This is a genomic window from Polynucleobacter yangtzensis (genome assembly GCF_001595965.1).
GTDB classification, from domain to species: Bacteria; Pseudomonadota; Gammaproteobacteria; order Burkholderiales; family Burkholderiaceae; genus Polynucleobacter; species Polynucleobacter yangtzensis.
Genome location: NZ_LOJI01000005.1, coordinates 1 through 23579, shown reverse-complemented (window position 1 = coordinate 23579; position 23579 = coordinate 1). Strand labels below are relative to the sequence as shown.

Genomic DNA, 23579 nt, shown 5'->3' with positions numbered 1-23579 from the left:
CATTGGTCTTTAGAAAACTATAACCAATCCTGAATTTGCCTATTGAGGCTGACCGCTTTATACCCCGGTGTTTCACCGGAGGCACTTCGAATCTTGCGTATCAGCTTAGAAGATGCTGGCTGAGCAGCCATCTCCTTATGCATAGCCACAAAGAAAATCTCATCCTTGAGAGGTACAAATCCCAGACCGTTTTCTAGGGCAATATTCTTCACCCCTAAGCCTACATCGGCCTTACCTGCAAGGATCGCATTGGCTACGGCTGAATGGGTAAATTCCTCATGGAGATAGCCGTTAATGTCTGAGGGATCGATTTCCTCCTCCATCAATAGGTTATCCAACAGTAAACGCGTCCCGGAGCCAATTTGGCGATTAATGAAGCGAACTTTTTTGCCAATCAGATCCTCAATCGTACGAATACGCAGTGGATTTCCCTTTTTCACTATCAAGCCTTGAATACGCTTCATCACAGGATAGATTTCAATATTGTTTTTTGATAAGCGCTGATAAATTGCTTTTGAGTTATCTTGATCAGAGACGTGGTAGCCAGCAATATGCGCTTCGTTACTGAGGAGTCTCTCTAGAGATTCGCCTGAACCCGCAATTTTGAGCTCAAGACCCTGAATTTCTCCAGCTGCCTTTTGAATAACTGAATCACTACTGGAGAAAAATTTCCAGCGCACGCTTTCTGACTTTTGTATTTTCTTAATTTCTTTTAATAATCTATCGTGATACTGAGCATCATGCTTTAAGTGCTCAGCCTGCATATCTTCAATAAACTGAATTAAAAAATTTCCAAATTCAGTCAACTCGGAACCATGGCCCTTGGTCCGAATAATTAGTGGCATACCTAATTCAGCTTCGACTTGATTGAGCTTGCCCCACGCTCCTCTATAGGAAGTGCCTGATTTTTTACTAGCAACTACTAGGGAGCTCCCCTGGCCGATATCTTTCAGCAGCTGAGAGAGCCAAATCAGATCGACAGAAGCCCTGCCATCAACCTTGGTATTAACAATCAACGTGGGGCGGACTTCAATTTGCATATGTAATTATTTGCATATTCATTAAGTATTAATGTATGCGATCATATTCTTTTAATCAACCCTTTCGAGTGCAAATATGAAAAAAATGCTCCGGAGACTACTTCTTGCTACCCTCGCGGCCCTATCTATTCCTGCAGCACAGGTTTATGCCCAGGAGAAAAGCATTGTGGTTTCATCTACCACTTCTACTGAGCAATCAGGCCTATTCAATTACATGTTGCCCATCTTTAAGATGAAAACTGGCATCGAAGTCAAAGTAGTGGCCGTAGGAACTGGCCAGGCGCTAGACATTGGTCGACGTGGCGATGCGGATGTCGTATTTGTTCACGATAAAGTGGCTGAAGAAAAGTTTGTTGAGGAAGGTTTCTCAACAAAGCGATATGAAGTGATGTACAACGACTTTGTTCTCATTGGACCTAAGTCAGATCCAGCGAAAATAGCTGGCGGCAAAGATATTCAAGTAGCACTACAAAAAATTGCTGCCGCACAAGCACCATTTGTATCACGCGCAGATAAGAGTGGCACTCATGCAGCTGAATTGCGTTACTGGAAAGGCGCCGGCATCTCCGTCTCCCCTGGCCCATCTTGGTATAAAGAAACCGGCTCAGGCATGGGCCCTGCCCTGAATACAGCTTCCGCTATGAATAGCTACATCTTGGCTGACCGTGGCACTTGGCTCAGCTTTAAGAATCGTGGCGATCTCGCGATCTTGGTTCAAGGCGATCCAAAGCTGTTTAACCAATACGGTCTGATGCTAGTAAACCCAGCTAAGTTCCCTCATGTGAAAAAAGTACAAGGTCAGGAGTTCATTAATTGGCTCATTTCCAAGAATGGTCAAGACGTGATTGCTAGCTACAAGATTGATGGCGAGCAACTCTTCTTCCCTAACGCAAAGCAATAAAAAAGCCCGCGTTAGCGGGCTTTTTCTTACTGGCGTAACGCCCAGTTAATTCAATAACGTGAAGTCTTTATTTCTTTGGTGTTACAAAGCCAATGGCTGTGTCGTCAACAAACTCAACCATCACGTCATCACCAGCTTTAAATTTCTCAAGACCGAGAACAGCTTGATCTACTTTAACTTTTTGCTTCTCACCGCTAGGCATTGTGAAAGTCACGATACGTGTCTTTTGGTCAATTGTTGAAATCTTTACAGTTGCATATACAGTTTCTGTAGTCTCTTCAAATGGCTTAGCAGAACCTTTGCCTGCTACTACTACTGAACGCACACCAGATACGCCAGGTTTTTGATCTTTACCAACAGCAGTCAAGCCAACAGCAACCGCTTGAGCATGCTCAACCAAGAATACGTCGCCTTTTTTAACTTTATCCAAATCATTGATAGATTTAGAAACATTCATCTGAGCCAAATTACCGTTAGCATCTTTCAATACAACGATGCGCTTCTTAGCATCTACTGAATCAACAGTAGCGCTCAAAACTACAACGTCAGCTGCCAAAGGCATCATTTTTGCAGGGAGTTGTGCAAGCACAGAGCTTGCAAGGGTAAGACCTGCTGCTGCGAATAAACCAGTCAATAAAGATTTCTTCAAGATAACTCCTAATGAGTAAAAGGTTTCAGAGGGGCTCAATACAGAGCCACAATTCATTGTAACCATGGATTGAGCCGTTTTTAGTGCGACGCCGAACTATCTACCACCCCCACTTCTTTGGTAAATTGGACGAGAAATCAAAATAAGGGCGCCCAAGATCTTGGAAATACTACTGAAATCGTGGAAAGAAGCTGAAGTAGACGCCTTTTTGGTGCGCCAGGAAGTTTTTATCCTAGAGCAACGCGTACCAGCCGAGCTTGAATTGGACGAGTTTGATTTGTCAGCAGCCCATGTCCTAGCCTATCAAGACGCGCACTGTATTGGCACAGGAAGACTTGTGAATTTAAGCGCTAAGCAGGCTCAAATTGGACGCATGGCTGTCTTAGCCAAATTCAGAGGAAAAGGCATAGGGAAGCAAATCCTGCAAAAGCTAGTAGATCTAGCAGCCTCTCAGGGGGTACTGGAGATCATCTTGCATTCCCAAGTCAGCGCGATCCCTTTCTATGGAAAACTGGGTTTTCAAGCTCAAGGGGACGTCTATGAAGAGGCCGGCATTCCACATCGTAATATGATGCTCACATTAGCAAACTCAGATTAATAAGCAATGACTACAAACACTACTTCAACCCCGTCAACTTTCACTTACGTTCATCGAGTTTGCTATTCCGATACTGATGCTGCTGGCTTTGTTTATCACGGTCGTTATTTGGAGATTTTTGAACGTAGTCGTGCAGAGTGGCTTTCCCAACGAGGCTTAAGCCCTACTAAGCTTGCAAATGAATTCACCATGGTCATGCCCTTACGTGAGCTCACCATGAACTTCTATAAGCCGGGACGTCTAGATGATTTACTTTACATAGACCAAGTGATTGAGCATCGTGGCCGCACACAAGTGACTGTTAAGCAGACAGCACAAAGAAAACTTCCCGATAGCGAAGAGTTCCAGGTTATTGCAAGTGCTGTATTGCATATCGTCTGCGTTGATACCAATACCCTCAAGCCTAAGGCGTGGCCTGATTGCGTATTCCAAGATGAGTAATGTATGCACTGGAGTAAACCATGTCTGATGGCAAACTACTGACCTTCGTAAAAGAACTTAGCCTACTGCTTGAGCAAAAGCCAAGTGAAGCTGTGATTTTTACTAAAGGAAAAAAATTACTAGAGAATCTCATTGCCGTAGATGATTGGCTTCCCGAAGAATTTACCAAGCCCCACCCCCAGTATTACCAGCAATATCTTTTATATGCAGACCCCCTGGATCGCTTCTCAGTGGTGAGCTTTGTTTGGGGCCCGGGACAAAAAACACCCGTTCATAATCACACCGTCTGGGGAATGGTTGGTCAATTGCGCGGCCAAGAAAAAGGCACGCCTTACTATCGACAAGCAAATGGTGAATTCAAACCAGGCGAATCCAGCGTTAGTCCGCCAGGACATGTAGATACCGTCTCACCTGCAACCCATGATATTCATGTAGTGGAAAACAATATGAGTGATCAGACCTCAATCAGCATTCATGTCTATGGTGGCAATATTGGACGCATTCATCGCTCCGTATTTGACCCTGTCACCGGAGCAGAAAAATCTTTTGTCTCTGGCTACGCCAATTCCGTCGCACCAAACCTCTGGAATCCCGCTTAATCAGATAATTCTCGAGCTTTGGGGTCGATGACTTAAAATAGAGGTTCTTACTGCAAACGCACTAGCGTGGCAGCTCACCCCATTGACCGGGATAGTCGATTTTTAAGTACGTTGAATACGGGTCAATACTTTATTGGTCCCTATGTTATTTACAGATCTTGGTTTATCAGAACCCATTCTTCGCGCTATTGCCGAAGAAGGCTATACCAGCCCCACACCGATTCAAGCTAAATCGATTCCTGCCGTTTTGAAAGGTGGTGATCTATTAGCTGCAGCACAAACTGGTACAGGCAAAACCGCCGGCTTTACTCTTCCAATTCTGCAGCGCTTGACTTCAAGCAAGGCAAGTTCAGGCAAGCGCTTATTACGCGTTTTGATTCTGACACCTACTCGTGAATTAGCCGCCCAAGTCCAAGAGTCTGTCGTGACTTATGGCAAATACACTGGCTTAAAGTCTACAGTCATTTTTGGCGGTGTTGGCGCCAATCCACAAATTAAAGCAATTGCTGGCGGTCTCGATATTTTGGTTGCGACACCAGGACGCCTATTGGATTTAATGTCACAAAATTGCGTGTCTCTTAAAGATATTGAGATTTTAGTTCTCGATGAAGCGGATCGAATGCTCGACATGGGCTTTTTGCGCGACATTAAAAAAATCTTAGCCGCACTACCAAAGCAGCGTCAGAATCTGCTCTTCTCAGCAACCTTCTCCACCGAGATTAAAGCACTAGCAGACGGGTTACTAAATGCACCGGAGTTAATTGAGGTAGCTCGCAGCAATAGCACCAACGAGGCAATCGCCCAACTCATACATCCAGTAGATAGAACCAAGAAGCATCCACTATTAGCTCATCTCATTAAGAGCAACGACTGGCAGCAAGTGCTGGTCTTTACTCGCACTAAGCATGGCGCTAACAAATTAGTGACGCAGCTAGAAAAAGATGGCATTACTAGCATGGCTATTCATGGCAACAAGAGCCAATCCGCCCGTACTAAAGCATTGGCTGATTTCAAGGCAGGTAAGTTAACCGCCTTAGTTGCTACCGATATTGCAGCGCGCGGAATTGATATTGACCAACTTCCTCATGTTGTTAACTACGACCTACCGAACGTCTCTGAAGATTACGTACACCGCATTGGACGTACAGGCCGCGCAGGGTCAAACGGCGTAGCAGTATCTTTAGTATGCGTTGATGAACATCAGATGCTCAGAGATATTGAAAAACTGATTAAGCAAAAACTACCGCAGGAAGTGATTGCAGGTTTTGAGCCAGATCCAAATGCAGTGGCACAACCCATTCAGCTGCGTAGTCAACAGCATCAGCAATCTAGAAAACCAAGACCTGCCGGCTCTGGTGGCGCCCCATCCAAAAAGACTCCAGCAAAGCGCGGCAGCCCACCTAAAAGAAGCTTTAACCGTTAATTTCACCTACGTTTAGAATATTTAGCATGAGCCAAAACGCAGAAACTTTACCGAACGAACCACGTCTCACCTCCCTCTCGCACGCTGGGGGCTGTGGTTGCAAGATTGCCCCTGGAGTTCTTTCTGAGATTCTGAAGAATGTTCCGCAGCTACCCTTTCCAAAAGAGTTGCTTATTGGTATTGAAACATCTGACGACGCAGCGGTTTATCAAATCAATGAGTCGCAAGCAATCGTTGCGACAACCGATTTTTTCATGCCGATCGTGGATGATCCATTTGATTTCGGAAAAATTGCTGCTACTAATGCGATTAGCGATATCTATGCGATGGGTGGCACACCTTTGTTTGCGCTTGCCTTAGTTGGCATGCCAATTAAAGTTTTATCAAACAAAACCATCGCTCGCATCTTGGAAGGTGGCGCAGAAGCTTGTCGTAGCGCTGGCATTCCTATTGCTGGCGGACACACAATTGACTCTATTGAACCTATTTATGGATTAGTGGCAATTGGCATTGTTGATCCTAAGCGTGTAAAGAGTAACGCCAGCGCAAAACCGGGTGATGTTCTCATCCTAGGAAAACCTCTAGGCGTAGGAATCCTATCGGCTGCCTTGAAAAAAGATCTATTAGGGCAAGATGGATATCGAGAGATGATCTCCAACACCACCAAGCTCAATGCTGCAGGACCTGATCTGGCTAAGCTGGATGGCGTGCATGCCCTAACTGATGTCACTGGATTTGGCTTAGCAGGTCACACCCTAGAGTTAGCGCGCGGCTCTAACTGCACTGCACATATTGATTGGAGCCAAGTGCCTCTACTCTCTAACGTACAGACACTGGCCGATGATGGCGTGATTACTGGTGCCTCAGATAGAAATTGGCTTAGCTACGGTAATGAAGTTGGCATCCCAACAGACTTCACTCCAGCTCAACGTGCTTTGTTAACAGATCCACAAACGAGCGGCGGACTACTTGTGTCTTGTAGTCCCGATAGCGTCAAGGAGGTGCTGGATATCTTTAATCAACATCACTTCTTGGGCGCCCGCGTCATTGGTCAAATGAGCAAGCGTCAAGAGAAGCCGCTGGTTATTTCTTGAGATTAAATACGCTTGAGAAATCAAGCTGACCATTTCCTGCTTTGCTGTGAGTTTCATAAAGTTGCTGCGCTAACTTTCCAAGCGGAACGCTAGCATCTAGGTTCTCGGCATTCTCAACTGCCAAGCCTAAATCCTTGAGCATAAGGTCAACTCCAAAACCGCCTGCGTACCCCTTTGAGGATGGCACGTTCTCCATAACGCCCGGACAAGGGTTATAAAGTTCCAACGCCCAATTGCGTCCCGAGCTTTTTGTCATGATGTCAGACAGCACCTTGGGATCAAGGCCATTCGCAATGCCTAAGCGCAGCGCTTCACTCGTGCCAAGCATCTGAATACCCAAGAGCATATTGTTGCAAACCTTAACAGTCTGCCCCGCCCCATTAGCACCTGCATGAAAAATATTCTTGCCCATCTTCTCAAGCACTGGCCGGGCGCACTCTACCGCCCCGGTATCACCCCCAACCATGAACGTTAAGGTGCCAGCTTGCGCACCAGCGGTACCACCAGAGACAGGCGCATCAATCATGACAAAACCTTTTGCCTTAGCTGCAGCAGCAACTGCTTGCGCAACCTTAGGTGAAATAGTTGAGCAATCAATCAGTAAAGTTTTAGGATTGGCGTTTGCCAATAAGCCCGTATCACCAAGATATAAACCTTCAACATGACGTGAAGCAGGCAGCATGCTTATCAATACATCGGCATCTTTTGCCGTGTCGTTGGCATTAGCCGCAACAATGCCCCCCGCAGTAGCAAATGCATCTAATTGACCCTTTGCTAAATCAAAGCCCGATACCTGATGACCCGCTTTTAATAAGTTAAGGGCCATTGGTAAGCCCATATTGCCAAGTCCAATAAATCCGATTTTCATAATGCTCCTAGTTTTATTGTTTTCTTGAGGCTAAGTATTTCACACCCTCAGATCCATATGATTCTGCATGAGGCTGCTTTAATTCCAGATGAAACATTTCTCCAGCCTTGTAATTCTTACTTAGACCATCAATCACGATGGTGATATCGCCTTCGACAACAAGAGCTTTCACCTCAAATGGATGCTCATGGACACCAATCTGACCATTGGGAACTTGCTGAACCTCTACCGGCTCAGGAAAGCCATCCCGACGCAGTAACTGTAAAAATTGCTCTGAATTCATGCCTCAACTATAGCGTGGATATACTCACCTGGCATTGAGCAATTTTCGTGGGGAGTCATGATGGTAAAAGTAATTGGGTTGATTGAATTAAGGGATGAAGGCGCTTTTGAGCAATACCGCTCCCAAGTAGGTCAGACCGTAGAGCTATACAAGGGCTCCATCAAAAATCGGGGCTCCGTTGCCGACGTGTTTTGGAATGAACTTGGTTGTGCGCAATTCAGCGCATTCGTAGAACTGGAATTCCCTAGCGCAAAAGATGCGAAGACGTGGGCTAATAGCCCTGAGTACCAAGCGCTTGTACCTAATCGCAACAAAGCAATGAAGTTAACCCTATTTAGCATTGCAATATAAGTAAGGTCGATTCAGTCTTTAAGTTCAGGCCCCAAAAATAAAAAAGCCTAGCTCGAAAGCTAGGCTGATCAATCAATATGGGGTAAGAATTACTTCTTCGCTTCCATTGCCTCTTTAGCAGCAGTGATTTCTTTGCGACGCTCTTTACAAGCACCGGCGATTTCTTGCAAGGCTTTGCGTGCGCGTGCAGCAGATGCCTTAATACCTTTTTCAATAAATTTTTCGTTTTCAGCTTTATATGTTTCGAAAGCAGTCAACAATGTACCGTGTTGTGACATCTCGTCTCCTATGAACAAATGAATATTTATACTGACAGCGAAATCAGTATATCCCCATAAAAACCACTGGAAATCACCCCTTAAATCAGGGATAACTCTTATATTGGTGGCTTCAGCCAAAATAGGCGAATAATTAAAAACAACTCGGAGACAGACAAAAATGATCAGAAATATCTTTCTATTGGTTTTTGGCGCCCTCATTGGGCTCTCAGCCAATGCACAAACCACCTCCTGGCCCAATCCCAGCAAGCCAATCACGTTTATCAACCCCTTCCCTCCTGGAGGGGCTGTAGACGCCTTTGGACGCCCTCTTGCCAAGCAACTATCGACCCAACTGAATGACTCCATCGTGGTTGATAACCGTGGGGGTGCTGGTGGCACAGTTGGTGCTGCAGCTGCAGCAAAAATGGCGCCGGATGGCTACACCTGGCTTCTTGGTGCAGTGCATCATTCAATTGCGCCAAGCATGTACACCAGCCTCTCTTATGACATCACTAAGGATTTTGAGCCAATCGCGATTATTGGCAGTGTTCCCCATGTCATTGTTGTGAACCCTACTAAGTTTCCGAAGAACGATCTGAAGTCCATCATGGAAGAGATCCGTAAATATCCAGGCAAATACAACTATGCATCTACAGGTAACGGTACCTCACAACATTTAACGGGTGAGCTCTTTAAGATGCAGAACAAATTGTTCATTACGCATATTCCTTACCGCGGTACTGGGCCCGCTCTTCAGGACCTCGTTGCGGGTCAGGTTGACATGATGTTTGACACGCTAGCGGGTGCTGCACCTTTCATCAAGAATGGACAACTCATTGCAGTGGCAGTGGCAACCTCCAAACGAGTAGATGCGTTTCCAAATGTACCAACCGCTCAAGAATTGGGGATCTCCAATTTCATTGTGTCTAGTTGGTACGCCATGTGGGCTATCAAAGGCACGCCTAAGGAAATCGTTGAAAAGATGAGTGCCGAAGTGCAGATAGCACTTGCTTCACCTGAAATTAAAGAGCGCTGGGCAAACATGGGAGCTACCGTTCCCAAGATGACACGCCCTGAGCTTGCTGCCTATATCAATCAAGAAATTACGCGTTGGGGTGATGTAGTTAAAAAGTCTGGCGCTAAATTAGACTAAAAAAATAATACAAATTTATCAAGAGACAGCATGACCATTCAGACCAAAAACCATTCCTTTGTTCGCAACAAGCTTCTCAACAAAGAAGAGATTGCATTCATAGATGTGCGTGAAGAAGATCCTCACGCACAAGAGCATCCTCTTTTTGCTGCAAACCTACCCCTATCAAGGATTGAGATTGATGCATACGCCAAGCTCCCAAAAAAGAGTGTGCCCATTGTCACTCTAGATGATGGTGAAGGATTTGCTCAGCTTGCAGCACAGCGCTTAGTGAATTTAGGATTTACTGATGTTTCCGTATTTGAAGGAGGCGTCAAGGGTTGGAAGGCAGCAGGTGGAGAAGTATTTAAGGATGTGAATGTACCTAGTAAGTCTTTTGGTGAATTTGTGGAATCGAAGCGCCATACCCCCTCTTTATCAGCTCAAGAGGTGAAGCATTTAATTGATAGCAAAGAGGATGTTGTAGTTGTAGACGTTCGCCGTTTTGATGAGTACAACACTATGAGTATTCCAACTGGGATTAGCGTGCCTGGTGCCGAGCTTGTTCTCCGTCTTCCTGAATTAGCCCCTAACCCTAAGACTAAAGTGATTGTGAACTGCGCCGGTAGAACCCGCAGCATCATCGGCACCCAATCGCTCATTAACGCTGGCATCCCCAATGAAGTGAATGCCCTTCGCAATGGCACGATTGGGTGGACGCTAGCAGGTCAAGATCTTGATAAAGGCCAGAGCAGAAGATTTCATGAGGTGAGCGATGACACCAAAAATGAAGCAGCGATTCGTGCTCGCAGTGTTGCCGATAGAGCGGGTGTCAAGCGCGCTAGCCTTGCTGATGTCCAGACTTGGAAAACGCAATCTGATCGAACCACTTATTTCTTCGATACGCGCACTCCAGAAGAATATGAGGCGAGCCACCTTCCAGGATTTCGCTCTGTACCAGGCGGACAGCTTGTACAAGAGACTGAGATGGTTGCTCCAGTACGTGGCGCCCGTGTAGTCCTAGTAGACCCTAGCGGTGGTGGAGTACGCGCCAATATGCCAGCCTCTTGGTTGGCGCAAATGGCCTGGGATGTCTATGTGCTCGATGATGTCCACAGCTCTAATCTCATAGAAAAAGGATCATGGCAGGCGCCTTTACCGGACCTTCCAAGCATGGAAGCTGTCGATGCAGCCACAGTTTCCAATTGGCTCAAAAATGACAGCAATACCATTGCAATTGATTTCAGCACACATGCTAATTACGTTAAAGGACATATCCCAGGAAGTTGGTATGCCCTGCGCTCTGAACTTGCGGCAGCGATGAAAAAAATCCCTCAAGCAGATCGCTACGTCATCACAAGTTCGCCAAGTGAGTTAAGTCTTTTTGCTGCCCAAGAATTGCAAACCCTCACTGATGCAGAGGTGCTTGTTTTGGAAGGCGGAAATCCAGCCTGGGTAAAGGCAGGGTTAGAGCTTGAGAAAGGCCCAAGTCATTTGGCCTCACCCCCGCTTGACCGCTATAAACGCCCTTATGAAGGTACCAACGTTGACCCGGCAGCTATGCAAGCCTATCTAGACTGGGAGTTTGGTTTGGTGGAGCAACTTGGTAAAGATGGAACCCACCACTTCTGGGTTCTATAACTCTTGATGGCCATTCCTCAATCGTTTTCGCCTTTTCGACTGCTAGCCTGTGTTGCTATTTTTTTAGGGCTTGGCGCTTGCGAACGCGAAACTTATACAAGCTGGAATTGCAACTCTGTAACTGAGACCAAGATCCCCATGGTGCTTCGAAAAGCCCAAATGGAACTACAGGGGAATACATTTGACTACTGCGGAAGTCTTGGAAATCAAAGTTACTTTGATCAAAAATGTCCTGCTCAGATTAATCAATCCAACATTACATTTACACCCTCTACTGGACTGCTTGTGAATAAAGATCAGGAGCTGCAATGTGCAGCGTTGTAACGGTAACCACCCATAATTAACTCATGAACCGTCTCAGCCCCAAAAAATTACTTCTCACTAAATGGACGGCTGTAAAGCCGATTGCCAAACAGAAGCATTTCCTAGTTAGCAAGGTGATTCTTCCCGAGCCGCCAAGCGAGAAGATTGAATTCGTTGAAATTGAGGCTGTCTATTCTAAGAAAACGACACTCATTGCTTGGCGTGATCTCACCAATAGCGAGCTATGGTTGCAGGGCTGGCAATAAAAAACCGCCTCGGAAGTGAGGCGGGTTTTGTAGTGCGCTAGTAGGGATGATTGGTAATCAGCCTACTTTTTGCCTCCTGATTTTTTGACTAAGTCATCAATATTCTTTTCAGCAGCATCAGCCACTTGATTCACGATGCGACGACCCTCTTTAAACATCTTCTGCCCCGTTGTAGACATTTCATTTACAACTTTAGATAGCTTATCGGCATGACTTGGTATTTTATTTTCAGCATCCTCCAACCAATTGACTAATGAACTGCGAACTTTCTCAAGATGCTTCTCAGTTTCATCGGCAGCACTCTCACCGATATCTTTAAGAACGGATTTCACCTTCTTTTGATAAACCGTAGCTCGCTTAGCAGCTTCTTTTGCAGCTTCTTCTTGCAGGTCTTTTAACTTAGCCAAATCATTTTTCGCAGCTGACTTAGCGCTATCAAGGGCATTTTTCATACCCCACTCCATTTCAGCAATGTGATGCTCGCTTAATTGTTTGGCAGCATCCAATAACTTGTGAGAGTAATCAAACAATTCCTTGGCTTTTTCTTGTTGCCACTTTTGTAGATCTTTTGCATCCATTTTGTCGCTCCTATGATCAAGGGTTAATGAGATTCCTATGCTTAACTCTATACCGAATTGGGTGGGCTGCCAATTCCCCCGCTTTCAGGCATTAAAATCAAGGAATGAGTGAGAGAAAATCTGTTTATGACAATATTGGCGGGATAGACAAAATCGATGAATTAGTCGATCGCTTTTACGATTTAATGGCTTTAGAGCCAGTTTTTCATGATTTACGAGCAATGCACCCGCAGGATCTATCGACCTCACGAGAAAAGCTGAAGTTTTTTCTCGTTGGTTGGATGGGCGGCCCTGATATTTACTCGCCGAAGTACGGCCACCCTATGCTTAGAGCCCGTCACCTGCCATTTAAGATCGGCGTAAAAGAACGCAATCAGTGGCTGGCTTGTATGTATAAAGCCATGGAAGAGTGTGGCATTGAAGGCAATATCGCCAAACAGCTAGAGGAATCATTTTTCAATACCGCTGACTGGATGAGAAATCAGCCCAACTAGAGCCTCATCAGCAATTCAGAGGGCTTGTGCGCAAGCAAATCCACTCGCCCACGCCCACTGGAAGTTATGGCCGCCTAAATGGCCAGTGACATCAACACATTCACCAATAAAGAATAATCCCGGGTGATTACGGGACATCATGGTCTGCCCATCCAAATCTTTAGTGTCTACGCCACCCAACATTACCTCAGCCTTTTTCCATCCCAGGGTACCCGCCGGCTTGACCGACCAGTTTGTGATGAGTTCTTTGAGGGCTTGACGATCTTTTTTAGAAACTTCAGCCCACTTACGACCCGTTAAACCTTTTTGATCGGCAAATGCTTTAGCTAAGCGCTGCGGCAAAACAGAGGCCAGAATAGTTTCAGTAAGTTTTAAGCGATTCTCTTCATTGTTAAAGAGTTCATCACAGTTAAATCCACCGGGACGTTCAATTGCCCCTAACCAATCAATATGAATCGGCTCGCCCTCTTCCCAATAGCTACTTGCCTGGAGAACTGCTGGGCCTGATAAGCCTTTGTGAGTAAGAAGCAGGTCCTCATTGAATCTACAAGCACCATAACGATGTCCTTTGGATCCTGAAGCTATTCTGATGGGAACGCTCAAACCAGCCAATTCATTGAGATTCCCAAAATTATCAGCAGTAAATGAAAGCGGCACTAGAGCAGGTCTTGGGTCGACTACCTTTAACCCAAACTGCTTTGCAATATCCAAAGAATAGGCAGTAGCACCAATAGCGGGAACAGGCAAACCACCCGTAGCCATCACCACAGACTTTGTCTTTTCAACACCCGTGTTGATATGCACAGCCCACTGATCACCATCCTGCGCAATGGATACAACTGTCACAGGATTGCGAATAGTGACTTTGCCCTTGGCGCATTCAGCAAACAGCATCTCAATAATTTGCTTGGCAGAGTCATCGCAGAACAATTGGCCTTGGTGTTTCTCGTGATAACCAATTTTATAAGTGGTAACTAGCTTGATGAATTCTGAGGATGGATACCTGGCAAGCGCACTTTTAACAAAATGTTGATTGAGGGATAAGAAATTGGCTGGACTGCTGTGTAGGTTTGTGAAGTTGCAACGGCCGCCCCCGCTAATACGTATTTTTTCACCCAATACTTCTGCGTGATCCAGTACCAGCACCCTCTTTCCTAATTGACCTGCAACGCCCGCACAAAATAGGCCTGCTGCACCGCCGCCGATAACGATGGCATCCCAAGTTTTACTCATACATCACTCGAAACGATCGATGATGTCAGATGAGATATTCAGTTTTCTCATATGAAGCTTGGTATAGGCCTGACGGAAGTTTTTAGTCATTGAGATCATGACGGATGCAGTCCATGCAAAAGAAAACATTCCAGAAAAAGCGATGATGACTGCCAACATTTTCCAGCCATCCGGAAGAATGTCCTCCATAAAGCCCATCGCGGTATAAGTGCTACCGCTAAATAAAATGCTTTGACCTAATGCTGGCAGCAATTTGAATGCGTATAACGCAATACCCCAGATGAGTATTTCGGCAATGTGCGTTAGAAATAATAGGAATACGCTGATATAAAAACACAGCGCTACAGAAGAGTATTTTTTCTCAGCCAAATACAAAAATGTTTTTACCTCATAGCGCTTAGCAATCTGGAGCAACATTACGCCATGAAACACCATGACTAATAAAAGCATAGCCCCGCCCAGAAGATAGCCGGGAAGATCAAGAGATGTAGCGAGATTGGCTTGCGAAGGATTCATATGGGGATTTTACAGGCGCCCTGTTAGCCCAGCTGATACCAGTCTCGAATCACCTGCCAAGCCTCTTCTGCCGTTTCGCAAAAATGAATACTCTCCATATCTACTTGATCAATCACGCCAAACTCTACCATCCCATTAAAGTTCAGCATTTCATTCCAATAGCTTTTGCCCACCAATATGACTGGTATGGGGACAACCTTCTTAGTTTGAATGAGGGTCAAGACTTCAAATAGCTCGTCAAATGAACCAAAGCCTCCTGGATAGGCGACGATTGCCCTTGCCCTTAACATGAAGTGCATCTTGCGCAGCGCAAAGTAATGAAAGCGAAAACTTAATCCGGGACTGATGTACTCATTTGGATGCTGCTCCCTGGGAAGGCTAATATTAAAACCAATGGTTTTGTCGCCAGATTCAAAAGCACCACGGTTAGCGGCCTCCATAATGCCAGGGCCGCCGCCTGTACAAATATGTAGCTTGTTAGAGTCTTTTTTCTGTGTTGAGTTATATGAAGCCACTAGAGCACCAAACTGACGAGCAGATTCGTAATATTGACTATGTAATAACGCTTTATTAGCAGCTGCTATCTCGTCTGAAGTCTTGGCCTTTTCTTTGAGGGCTAATGCTTCTGCCTCACTCAGAAAACGCGTTGAACCAAAAACGGTAATCGTATGATCAATGCCCTGTTCTTTAAGAAGCACTTCGGGCTTTAGTAACTCCAATTGGAAACGTATCCCCATAGTCTCTCTTCGAGCCAGAAATGCTTCATCATCAAATGCGAATTTATAAGAGTCTTGCGAGTCCTCCTCTGAAATTTGACTTTGATGAAGATTTAAAAACTCAGTGATCGTTTGTGAGTTATGAATGGGCAGCTTTGGACTCATATGGCAACCTTTTGGGGTAATTTGGACCATCTTAACTCGCGTCCAAAATAAGTGTTAATACCTAGTTCAACCAAGGATAGGGGGCCTCTAGGGATTATTGGGATTTACCCAGAGCCCATCCCGAGTTAATATTGAGCTAATTTCAATCCAATCGAAGGAAAAGCAATGAGCAACCGTGCAATTATCATTATGGTACTAGTCTTAATTGGTGCCACCGCCTATTTACTAATCAAAGGCGACGGCGACATTGATATGGGCGGTGAAAAGCATGGTGCTGAAGCTGCGCATATGGAAGATGCAAAGAAAGATGCGCCTGCCGCTCCTGCAGCAGCCCCAGCAGCTCCTGCAGCTGACGCTAAGAAGTAATTCTTTCTTCTGTATATAAAACCGCGGTCCGCCGCGGTTTTTTTTCTCCACTTTTTATGGACATGAAAACCATCGATTCTTCTACCCTCTCTTCCTTTGCCCCAACTGCAACTTTGCGTGTTGGCATCAATCTGGGAAACCCAATTCTTGCAAATGAGGAGCCCAATACAAAACGTCTTTATGGCGTAACGATTGATATTGCTAATGAGATTGGCAAGAGAATTTCTCTACCGGTGCAACTCACGCCCTTTAAAACTGCTGGCGCTACTGTGGATGCAGTCAAGGCTGGAGAAATCGATTTGGTATTTGTAGCAATTGATCCAGTGCGTGGTGCAGATATTAGCTATACCCCGGCCTACATTCAGATTGAAGGCGCTTACATGGTCAAAGCCAATTCAACCATCAATAACAATGAAGAGGTGGATGCTGTTGGTAATGAAATCGTAGTTGGTAAAGGCAGCGCCTATGACCTCCACCTGTCCCGCGAGATCAAGAATGCCACCCTGCTCCGTGCTGCCAGCTCACAAGCTGTCGTGGATGACTTCATGTCAGGTCAGGGCAATGTCGCGGCAGGGGTAAAACAGCAACTAGAGAGTGATGCAAAACGGTACCAGGGTTTGCGCATGCTACCTGGCCGTTTTATGGTGATCAATCAGGCAATTGGTATTCCGAAGGCTCGCACTCACTATGAGGGCACTACCACCTACTTAAGTCATGTCATCAACGAGCTAAAACAATCTGGCTTCATTGCTGACGCTATGAAGCATCACAACATTCAAGGCGCTAAAGTAGCTGAATAAATTGATACCTATCTAGCACTGATAGGTATGTAAACGCTCAGGGATGATGACATTACTCCAATGCAACTCATCCCTAATGCATTCTGCTAGTACCGAAGAAGACTCTGGCTCTCCATGCACTACGAAGACAGTGCTCGGCGCCTTTTCAAATCCCCTCAACCAATCTAGCAACCCTGCCTGATCGGCATGAGCCGATAAACCGCCGATTGTATGAATGGAGGCCTTGACCGGAACCTCCTCGCCAAATAAGCGCACTTTCTGCACCCTATCTACTAAGCGCCTACCAAGGCTGCCGTATGCCTGAAAGCCAGTAATCACAATTGCGTTTTGCGAGCGCGGCAAATTACTAGCCAAGTGATGAACAATGCGGCCAGCATCACACATGCCACTAGCAGAAATAATAATGGCACCGCCCTTAAGCTTATTCAACGCTTTGGATTCTTCTACATCGGCAATAAAGCGAAGATCTACTGCATCTGGATTATTTTTGTACCACTCAAAGGTCGTTTGCGACTGACCATCTAATTGCGCAAAAAAATGTTGTGTTAGATGAGTTGCAGCAGTAGCCATGGGCGAGTCCACCCAGATACTTAGATGGGGTAGGCGCCCTCTTCTCACCAGGTCAATTAACAAAAAGAGTATTTCTTGAGTTCGTCCGACCGCAAAAGCTGGCATCACTACATTGCCATGCGCAGTCATTGTGGAGGCAATAACCTCAACCAACTCATCTTCTGTCTCTTGGAGGCTACGATGGAGTCGATCTCCATAAGTTGACTCAACCACAACAACATCCGCCTTCCGAATTAAATCAGGATCAGGCATGAGGACTTTACCCTTCATACCAATATCACCTGAAAACACACAGCGTTTTTTCTCGCGCCCATCTTCAGCGATATCCATGACTGCTATAGCCGAACCTAATATGTGCCCAGCATTACGGAACTCCAGTTGTACACCCGGCGCTATTTCCACTGACTGCCCATACTCCAAAGGCTCAAACTGGGTCAGCGTCATCTCAACTTCTTCCCTTGAATACAGTGCAACCGGCATTTCCCCATGCCACTTACCCGCTTTTTTCTTTCTCTCCGCCCGCTCCACATCGGCACGCTGTAAATGAGCGCTATCCAACAAAAGAATTTTTAACAACTCAAAGGTAGCGTTAGTGCAGTAGATCGACCCGGAAAAGCCTTGCGCGCACAAACGAGGTAGCAAACCACTATGGTCAATATGCGCATGTGTGAGTACAACAAAGTCGAGGTCTTTAGGTGCGAATGGCAAAGGCTCAAGGTTCTTATTGGTTGCCTCGCGGCCACCCTGGAACATGCCGTAATCAACCATGAAACGCCTTGGCTTCCCAGAAAGCATAACTTCAACCGAATGACGTGAGCCCGTTACCTCACTCGCCGCACCAAGAAATTGAATCTTCATATGATTAGCATACTCTTTCCTATAATTAGCTCAAGAGCTTTGCAATCAGAGCGATACTATTCCAATGAACCCTATACCAGCCACACTCGATACACTGAAACTGATTAAGTTTCTCAAGCGTGAGCCTGCAGAACATAAAGGCAATGCCGGTAAAGTTGTTTTAATTGGCGGCGCGCCTGGCATGGCTGGCGCACTGATTTTGGCAGGAAATGCCTGCTTACATTTGGGTGCAGGCTGGACAATTCTAGAAATGCTAGACCCAGCATCGGCACGTGCTGATGCAAGTCAACCCGAACTCATGATTCGTCTTGCTAGATTGGATATTCAGCAAAGCCTTACTACTACCAAACCTGATGTGATTGCTATTGGCCCAGGCCTCGGAAAATCGGAGTTGGCATCATGCTGCTTGCATGCAGCACTGGCATACCCAAGCATTCCATTAGTAATTGATGCTGATGCCCTCAATCTTATCAGTAAATCTCCTGAGTTACTTAAGCAACTTCAGACTCGTAATCAACAATTTCCTGGCTCTACCGTTCTTACACCACACCCCGGGGAAGCTGCAAAACTCTTACAGTCGACGACCGAAAAAGTGCAGTCAGATCGCATGAAATCCATCCAACAACTTGTTGAATTAACGCAATCGATCGTCGTACTCAAACGACAACATACTCTGATTGCCTCTCCAGCACATCCTACAGTGCAATGCTTGGAAGGCAATCCCGGCATGGGAACCGGAGGTATGGGCGATGTTCTGACAGGAAGTATTGCTGCTATAGCCGGTCAGGGTGTACGGCATCAAATCAATTTATGGCAGGCAACCGGGATTGCGGTTGAACTCCATGCTAGCGCAGCAGATAGCTTGGTGACCAAAGGGGTTGGCCCTATTGGCCTTACCCCCTCCGAGACCATTTTAGAAATGCGGTCCTTACTAAATAAACTGTTATAAATCTTTATGCATTCAGTAAGTGCAGCACATCATCACCGACGTTACCTTTATGGCATCTTAATGGCCGGGATTGGCTCGATGCTTTTCTCAGGCAAGGCGATTTTGGTAAAGCTCGCTTTTGGTTATGACGCAAATGCAGAAACGCTTTTAGCTTTACGCATGCTCATGGCTCTTCCATTATTTTGGGGGATCTTCTGGTGGGAGTCTCGTCGCAAGACGATGAGCCCAATTACCTGGCTTGATCGTGGCAAGTTATTTTTCTTAGGGTTCTTGGGCTACTTCCTATCAAGCTATATTGATTTCTTGGGTCTGCAATACATCTCTGTTGGCCTGGAGCGCATCGTCCTCTATCTGACGCCAACGATTGTTCTACTCATCTCTTACTTTGTATTAAAAAAACCAATTTCCAAGCTGCAGTGGTATTCACTGATAGTTGGTTACATTGGGGTATTTGTCGTATTCATACAGGATGCTAGCTCTTCAGGACTAAGCGCCTGGCTTGGAATGTTTTTAGTGTTTGGTAGCGCCTGCTCTTACGCGGCCTACATGATAGGCGCAGGAGAGATGGTCAAGCGTATTGGAAGCGTTCGCCTTGTTGTATATGCCAGCTCAGCCTCAGCCATCTTAAGCATATTGCAATCAACTATTCATAACCCGACTGCCATATTCGAGCAACTCCCACAGATTTATTGGTATAGCCTACTGAATGCGAGCCTATGCACAGTCATTCCAATGCTACTCATCATGATTGCCATCAATCGCATCGGATCACCATTGGTGGCGCAAGCGGGAATACTCGGCCCTGTATCCACTATTTTTATGGGATATTTAATTCTGGCTGAGCCAATCACTTGGACGCAAATTAGCGGAATGACTTTAGTGATTGCAGCTATGTGGCTGTTAGTGCGTAATGATGCGCCAACAAAAAAGTCACCAGATCCAAAAAAATCTGATGACTTAGATAGTACAGAACCCCTCAATTAGGGGAAGTGAATTTACTGAGCTGCTGCGTCGGCAGCTGGTTTAGATTTCTTCTTGGATTTCTTTTTAGACTTTTTCTCAGCCTTCTTTTCTTTCTTGGCTTTTTTCTTAGCTTTCTTTTCAGCAGATTTCTCGCTTGGGGCAGGGGTCGGTGCAGGAGTTGGTGCAGCAGCTGGGGCAGACGCCGGCGCTGGATCGGCAGCCATCACAGAAGTTGGGGCAATACCGATAGCAGCAGAAATCAGACTAGCTAGGCTCAAGCGCGCAATACGAGAAATCATGTAATTCTCCGAGACAGTTTGTGGATAATTTAATAATACTCAAAAAATTGAGATTAATGCTTCATTTTTATAAGGCTGGACATGAGTGATTTTCCGAGCGACATCTTTACTGAACCACAAGGCTATTCAGTAAATACCCTAGAACAGCTGGGACCTTTGACTGGCATGGCAGGCATCTGGGAAGGCATTCGTGGTTTAGATGTGAAGCCTAAAGCCGAGGGGCCGAAGAAGCAAGCCTATGTAGAGCGCATTGAACTACAACCTATTGATCCTCAAACTAATGGTCCTCAATTATTTTATGGCTTGAGATATCACACTCACATCACCAAGCCCGACCAAGTAAAAACCTATCATGATCAGGTGGGTTATTGGCTATGGGAGCCAGCGACTGGCAACATCATTCATACCCTCTCGATACCGCGAGGCATGATCACGATGGCAACTGGTAAAGCAGCATCCAGTGCCAAGAAATTTGAGTTACTCGCCAAAGAAGATGATCGATGTGCGGGCATCTCATCGAACCCCTTCCTAGATTATGCGTTTAGAACGGTCGAGTTTCGTATTCAGGTTTCGATTCATGATGATGGCACTTGGTCTTATGAGCAAGATACAGTCATGAAAATCAAAGATCAGGAAGAGCTATTCCACCACGTAGATAACAATACGCTACACAAGATTGGAGAGGCAACGCCTAATCCTCTAGCCAGATGATTTGTTAGATGAATCTGAATTTGATTTCGGTAGATGTAATAATAAAGGCCATCACGTGATGGCCTTTATTGATATTACTTAACTCCCGAAGACTTTACGCAGGCTGCGCTTCAGTCTCAGTAATTTTTTCTAGTGCTGCCTCAAGATGACCAACAGTGCGATCAATATGAGCCAGCTTTTCTAAGCCAAACAAACCAATACGGAAAGTGCGGAAGTCTGGGCGCTCATCACACTGCAAAGGAACCCCTGCTGCAGTCTGTAAACCGAGGGCAATAAACTTCTTGCCAGACTGAATGTCCGGGTCCTTGGTGTAACTCACCACAACGCCAGGAGCTTGGAAGCCCTTAGCCGCTACAGAGTCATAACCTTTAGAAACCAATAGGTTGCGTACTTTTGTACCTAACTCTACCTGTTTGTCTTTAAGCGCCGCAAAGCCGAGTGATTGAGTTTCCTTCATCACATTACGCAAAACTTTTAGAGCATCTGTAGCCATGGTGGTGTGATAAACGTGCCCACCTTTTTCATAGGCCTCCATGATCTGTAGCCACTTTTTCAAATCCATCGAAAAGCTACTGCTTTGTGTAGCATCAATACGCTCGCGTGCACGATCACCCAAGGCGATCAGTGCGCAACATGGTGAGCTACTCCATCCTTTTTGGGGCGCAGTAATCAGCACATCCACATTACAAGCTTTCATATCAACCCACATCGCACCAGAGGCGATGCAATCCAATACAAATAGGCCATTTACTGAGCGCACTGCCTCGCCTACTGCCTTGAGGTAATCATCTGGAAGAATGATGCCGGCTGAAGTTTCTACGTGCGGCGCAAATACTACCGCTGGCTTTTCCTTCTTGATATATGCCACTACTTCCTCAATCGGAGCAGGAGCAAATACGCCTTGTGCGGAATCTTCTAACTGGCGACCTTTAATCACGGTGACATCCTTGGTGATATTGGCCAAATCAAAGATTTGTGTCCAACGGTAGCTAAACCAACCATTGCGCAAAACTAAACATTTTTCATTATTGGCAAACTGACGAGCAACCGCCTCCATACCAAAAGTGCCGCTGCCAGGAACGATCACTGCTGAACTAGCGTTATAAGCATCTTTCAGGACGCTTGAAATATCAACCATCACGCGCTTAAATTCTTCAGACATGTGATTTAAAGAGCGGTCGGTATACACAACCGAGAACTCCAATAAACCGTCTGGATCAACGTTGGGAAGTAAGCCTGGCATAGTAGTTTCCTAGGGATTTCAATGATTAGCCCTAAATGATACTGATTTAAGTCTTTTTTGGGGGCTTGTGGGCAAAACCCCGTTTAAAAGGGCTTTTTGCCCGTTTTCCTTCGGCTACTTTCCAGTTTTGGAAGAAATAGCGATTCCGGCAACGATTAAAGCAAAGGCAAGGCCATGGAATAGTTGCGGTGGCTCACCCAGCATGGCGGCCGACAATAGCGCCGTAAACAAGGGAATGAAATTCGCAAAAAAAGCAGCAACCGTAGGTCCAGCTCCATTGACGCCTAAACCCCAGCAACGATAGGCAATGAGGGATGGGCCAATAGCAACAAACAAAATTAATGATGCCGTCCACCAATTTAAGTCGAGGTAAGCATGACCGGTGGCAATTTCAAAACCATCAAAAAATCCTGTCCACAAAAGACCAACAGTCACTTGCGCCATTAAAAACTCAGCCCATGGCCATTGGCGCTCAGAACTCGATCCAGGGCGACTAAGCATCCAACTATAAAAAGCCCACAAGATAGTCGCCAGCATAATTAAAAGATCACCGATCACCATCTCCATTGACAACAGCGCCGCTAAATCACCGCGCGTTAATACAATACCGACGCCAAGCAAACTCACTACTGCGCCAATCATTTGCAGGATGCTCGGCTTTACTTGATAAAACACTGCGCCAATAAATAGCATCCAGATCGGCATGCTGGCACCAATTAAGGTGACATTGATGGCAGTAGAAGTTTGCAGCGCAAGGTACAGGAGTACGTTATAGCTCCCCACCCCAAATAAACCTAAGAGTAAAAAACGTTTTTTGTTTTGCCATAAAGCACTTCCAGGTATGAAAACACGCCAACCCAATGGAAGCAGAAGCAAAGCAGCCAACCCCCAACGAACTGCGCTTAAAGTAATTGGAGAAATGCTCCCCACCAATACACGGCCAGCAATGGCATTACCAGCCCACAAAGCAGTAGCCAATAATAAGTAGGTAATAGTTGCAAGATTAAGCTGGGGCATAGGGAGATTTATGATGGGGAACGGTTATTTAGCGTCCCCAAACAAGGGATACCCTAGCATTGTAGAAACAAATCTCCCGGTATTGCTAAGATAGAGCTTAAATTAAGCTTTTCTCTAACAAAATAGCATCAGATAGAAGGATTTATTGTGGCAATTATTACCAATATTGAAGACTTGCGGGTCCTCCACAAAAAACGCACCCCCAAGATGTTCTATGACTATGCGGACTCTGGATCATGGACCGAGTCCACA

General features: G+C 45.8%; 30 protein-coding genes. 17 read left to right on the top strand and 13 right to left on the bottom strand.

Annotation, left to right across the window (positions count from 1 at the left end; all coding sequences use genetic code 11):
* Positions 1–17: 17 nt before the first annotated feature.
* Positions 18–1040, bottom strand: a complete 1023-nt coding sequence (locus JaK3_RS04080; RefSeq protein ID WP_068321017.1) for a substrate-binding domain-containing protein — start codon at positions 1038–1040, stop codon at positions 18–20.
* Positions 1041–1125: 85 nt separating this feature from the next.
* Here JaK3_RS04080 and JaK3_RS04075 point away from each other — a divergent pair, with 85 nt between their 5' ends.
* The gene (locus JaK3_RS04075) at positions 1126–1941 is read left to right on the top strand and encodes an ABC transporter substrate-binding protein (protein ID WP_240480880.1); all 816 of its coding nucleotides are present in this window, start codon (positions 1126–1128) and stop codon (positions 1939–1941) included.
* Between the two features lie 67 nt (positions 1942–2008).
* Here JaK3_RS04075 and JaK3_RS04070 read toward each other — a convergent pair whose 3' ends face one another.
* Complete coding sequence (locus JaK3_RS04070; protein ID WP_068321595.1) at positions 2009–2590, bottom strand: hypothetical protein; 582 nt, start codon at positions 2588–2590, stop codon at positions 2009–2011.
* 160 nt (positions 2591–2750) lie between these two features.
* On the opposite strand from JaK3_RS04070, the gene JaK3_RS04065 reads away from it, so the two are divergent.
* From JaK3_RS04065 to selD, 5 genes are all read left to right on the top strand, one after another.
* Positions 2751–3188, top strand: coding sequence for a GNAT family N-acetyltransferase (locus JaK3_RS04065; RefSeq protein ID WP_240480879.1), 438 nt, complete (start codon positions 2751–2753; stop codon positions 3186–3188).
* Positions 3189–3194: 6 nt separating this feature from the next.
* Positions 3195–3629 (top strand): YbgC/FadM family acyl-CoA thioesterase, encoded by a 435-nt coding sequence (locus JaK3_RS04060; RefSeq protein ID WP_068321010.1) that lies wholly within the window; start codon positions 3195–3197, stop codon positions 3627–3629.
* A gap of 20 nt (positions 3630–3649) precedes the next feature.
* A complete protein-coding gene (locus JaK3_RS04055) occupies positions 3650–4228 on the top strand; it encodes a cysteine dioxygenase family protein (protein ID WP_068321008.1) in 579 nt (192 codons plus the stop codon).
* A 142-nt stretch (positions 4229–4370) separates the two neighbouring features.
* A complete protein-coding gene (locus JaK3_RS04050) occupies positions 4371–5651 on the top strand; it encodes a DEAD/DEAH box helicase (protein ID WP_068321007.1) in 1281 nt (426 codons plus the stop codon).
* A gap of 26 nt (positions 5652–5677) precedes the next feature.
* Complete coding sequence (gene selD / locus JaK3_RS04045; protein WP_068321005.1) at positions 5678–6745, top strand: selenide, water dikinase SelD; 1068 nt, start codon at positions 5678–5680, stop codon at positions 6743–6745.
* On the opposite strand, the gene mmsB is transcribed toward selD, so the two are convergent.
* Both mmsB and JaK3_RS04035 read right to left on the bottom strand, forming a co-directional pair.
* The gene (gene mmsB, locus JaK3_RS04040; RefSeq protein ID WP_205627496.1) at positions 6735–7616 is read right to left on the bottom strand and encodes a 3-hydroxyisobutyrate dehydrogenase; all 882 of its coding nucleotides are present in this window, start codon (positions 7614–7616) and stop codon (positions 6735–6737) included. The two genes, selD and mmsB, sit on opposite strands and share 11 nt — an antisense overlap.
* A 10-nt stretch (positions 7617–7626) precedes the next feature.
* Positions 7627–7896 carry a cupin domain-containing protein gene (locus JaK3_RS04035; protein ID WP_068321000.1) on the bottom strand — a complete coding sequence of 90 codons (270 nt, stop codon included), beginning with the start codon at positions 7894–7896 and terminating at the stop codon, positions 7627–7629.
* Positions 7897–7953: 57 nt separating this feature from the next.
* Here JaK3_RS04035 and JaK3_RS04030 point away from each other — a divergent pair, with 57 nt between their 5' ends.
* Positions 7954–8247: a DUF1330 domain-containing protein gene (locus tag JaK3_RS04030; protein WP_068320998.1), complete on the top strand. Its 294-nt coding sequence runs from the start codon at positions 7954–7956 to the stop codon at positions 8245–8247.
* Positions 8248–8336: 89 nt separating this feature from the next.
* On the opposite strand, the gene JaK3_RS04025 is transcribed toward JaK3_RS04030, so the two are convergent.
* Positions 8337–8525 carry a hypothetical protein gene (locus JaK3_RS04025; RefSeq protein ID WP_068320996.1) on the bottom strand — a complete coding sequence of 63 codons (189 nt, stop codon included), beginning with the start codon at positions 8523–8525 and terminating at the stop codon, positions 8337–8339.
* Positions 8526–8685: 160 nt separating this feature from the next.
* Between JaK3_RS04025 and JaK3_RS04020 the strand changes: the two genes are divergently transcribed.
* From JaK3_RS04020 to JaK3_RS04005, 4 genes are read left to right on the top strand one after another with little or no spacing between them, the layout of a single operon-like run.
* Complete coding sequence (locus JaK3_RS04020) at positions 8686–9660, top strand: Bug family tripartite tricarboxylate transporter substrate binding protein (RefSeq protein ID WP_068320994.1); 975 nt, start codon at positions 8686–8688, stop codon at positions 9658–9660.
* Positions 9661–9690: 30 nt separating this feature from the next.
* On the top strand, positions 9691–11280 hold the full coding sequence (locus JaK3_RS04015) for a rhodanese homology domain-containing protein (protein WP_068320987.1): 1590 nt from the start codon (positions 9691–9693) through the stop codon (positions 11278–11280).
* 3 nt (positions 11281–11283) lie between these two features.
* Positions 11284–11604 carry a hypothetical protein gene (locus JaK3_RS04010; protein ID WP_161484697.1) on the top strand — a complete coding sequence of 107 codons (321 nt, stop codon included), beginning with the start codon at positions 11284–11286 and terminating at the stop codon, positions 11602–11604.
* Positions 11605–11627: 23 nt separating this feature from the next.
* Entirely contained in the window at positions 11628–11849 is a 222-nt protein-coding gene (locus JaK3_RS04005; RefSeq protein WP_068320981.1) for a TIGR02450 family Trp-rich protein, read from the top strand.
* 62 nt (positions 11850–11911) lie between these two features.
* Here JaK3_RS04005 and JaK3_RS04000 read toward each other — a convergent pair whose 3' ends face one another.
* Complete coding sequence (locus JaK3_RS04000) at positions 11912–12427, bottom strand: hypothetical protein (protein ID WP_068320980.1); 516 nt, start codon at positions 12425–12427, stop codon at positions 11912–11914.
* A gap of 104 nt (positions 12428–12531) precedes the next feature.
* Between JaK3_RS04000 and JaK3_RS03995 the strand changes: the two genes are divergently transcribed.
* Positions 12532–12921: a group II truncated hemoglobin gene (locus JaK3_RS03995; RefSeq protein WP_068320978.1), complete on the top strand. Its 390-nt coding sequence runs from the start codon at positions 12532–12534 to the stop codon at positions 12919–12921.
* A 15-nt stretch (positions 12922–12936) separates the two neighbouring features.
* Here JaK3_RS03995 and JaK3_RS03990 read toward each other — a convergent pair whose 3' ends face one another.
* From JaK3_RS03990 to JaK3_RS03980, 3 genes are read right to left on the bottom strand one after another with little or no spacing between them, the layout of a single operon-like run.
* Positions 12937–14154 carry a BaiN/RdsA family NAD(P)/FAD-dependent oxidoreductase gene (locus tag JaK3_RS03990; protein WP_068320977.1) on the bottom strand — a complete coding sequence of 406 codons (1218 nt, stop codon included), beginning with the start codon at positions 14152–14154 and terminating at the stop codon, positions 12937–12939.
* Positions 14155–14157: 3 nt separating this feature from the next.
* The gene (locus tag JaK3_RS03985; RefSeq protein ID WP_068320976.1) at positions 14158–14670 is read right to left on the bottom strand and encodes a hypothetical protein; all 513 of its coding nucleotides are present in this window, start codon (positions 14668–14670) and stop codon (positions 14158–14160) included.
* Positions 14671–14693: 23 nt separating this feature from the next.
* Positions 14694–15551 (bottom strand): LOG family protein, encoded by an 858-nt coding sequence (locus JaK3_RS03980; RefSeq protein ID WP_068320975.1) that lies wholly within the window; start codon positions 15549–15551, stop codon positions 14694–14696.
* A 165-nt stretch (positions 15552–15716) separates the two neighbouring features.
* Between JaK3_RS03980 and JaK3_RS03975 the strand changes: the two genes are divergently transcribed.
* Positions 15717–15917 (top strand): hypothetical protein, encoded by a 201-nt coding sequence (locus tag JaK3_RS03975; protein ID WP_068320974.1) that lies wholly within the window; start codon positions 15717–15719, stop codon positions 15915–15917.
* Between the two features lie 62 nt (positions 15918–15979).
* A complete protein-coding gene (locus tag JaK3_RS03970) occupies positions 15980–16717 on the top strand; it encodes an ABC transporter substrate-binding protein (protein WP_068320973.1) in 738 nt (245 codons plus the stop codon).
* Positions 16718–16729: 12 nt separating this feature from the next.
* On the opposite strand, the gene JaK3_RS03965 is transcribed toward JaK3_RS03970, so the two are convergent.
* Entirely contained in the window at positions 16730–18145 is a 1416-nt protein-coding gene (locus JaK3_RS03965; RefSeq protein ID WP_068320972.1) for an MBL fold metallo-hydrolase RNA specificity domain-containing protein, read from the bottom strand.
* Between the two features lie 64 nt (positions 18146–18209).
* Here JaK3_RS03965 and JaK3_RS03960 point away from each other — a divergent pair, with 64 nt between their 5' ends.
* On the top strand, positions 18210–19094 hold the full coding sequence (locus tag JaK3_RS03960; protein WP_068320970.1) for an NAD(P)H-hydrate dehydratase: 885 nt from the start codon (positions 18210–18212) through the stop codon (positions 19092–19094).
* Between the two features lie 6 nt (positions 19095–19100).
* A complete protein-coding gene (locus tag JaK3_RS03955; RefSeq protein WP_068320969.1) occupies positions 19101–20078 on the top strand; it encodes a DMT family transporter in 978 nt (325 codons plus the stop codon).
* 11 nt (positions 20079–20089) lie between these two features.
* Here JaK3_RS03955 and JaK3_RS03950 read toward each other — a convergent pair whose 3' ends face one another.
* Positions 20090–20356, bottom strand: a complete 267-nt coding sequence (locus JaK3_RS03950) for a protein tyrosine phosphatase (RefSeq protein ID WP_068320967.1) — start codon at positions 20354–20356, stop codon at positions 20090–20092.
* A gap of 81 nt (positions 20357–20437) precedes the next feature.
* On the opposite strand from JaK3_RS03950, the gene JaK3_RS03945 reads away from it, so the two are divergent.
* Complete coding sequence (locus JaK3_RS03945) at positions 20438–21067, top strand: FABP family protein (RefSeq protein ID WP_068320965.1); 630 nt, start codon at positions 20438–20440, stop codon at positions 21065–21067.
* 94 nt (positions 21068–21161) lie between these two features.
* Here the strand turns inward: JaK3_RS03945 and JaK3_RS03940 are convergent, their stop codons facing one another.
* Entirely contained in the window at positions 21162–22310 is a 1149-nt protein-coding gene (locus JaK3_RS03940) for an aminotransferase class V-fold PLP-dependent enzyme (protein WP_068320964.1), read from the bottom strand.
* A 114-nt stretch (positions 22311–22424) separates the two neighbouring features.
* Positions 22425–23327, bottom strand: a complete 903-nt coding sequence (locus JaK3_RS03935) for a DMT family transporter (RefSeq protein WP_068320963.1) — start codon at positions 23325–23327, stop codon at positions 22425–22427.
* Positions 23328–23579 lie beyond the last annotated feature (252 nt).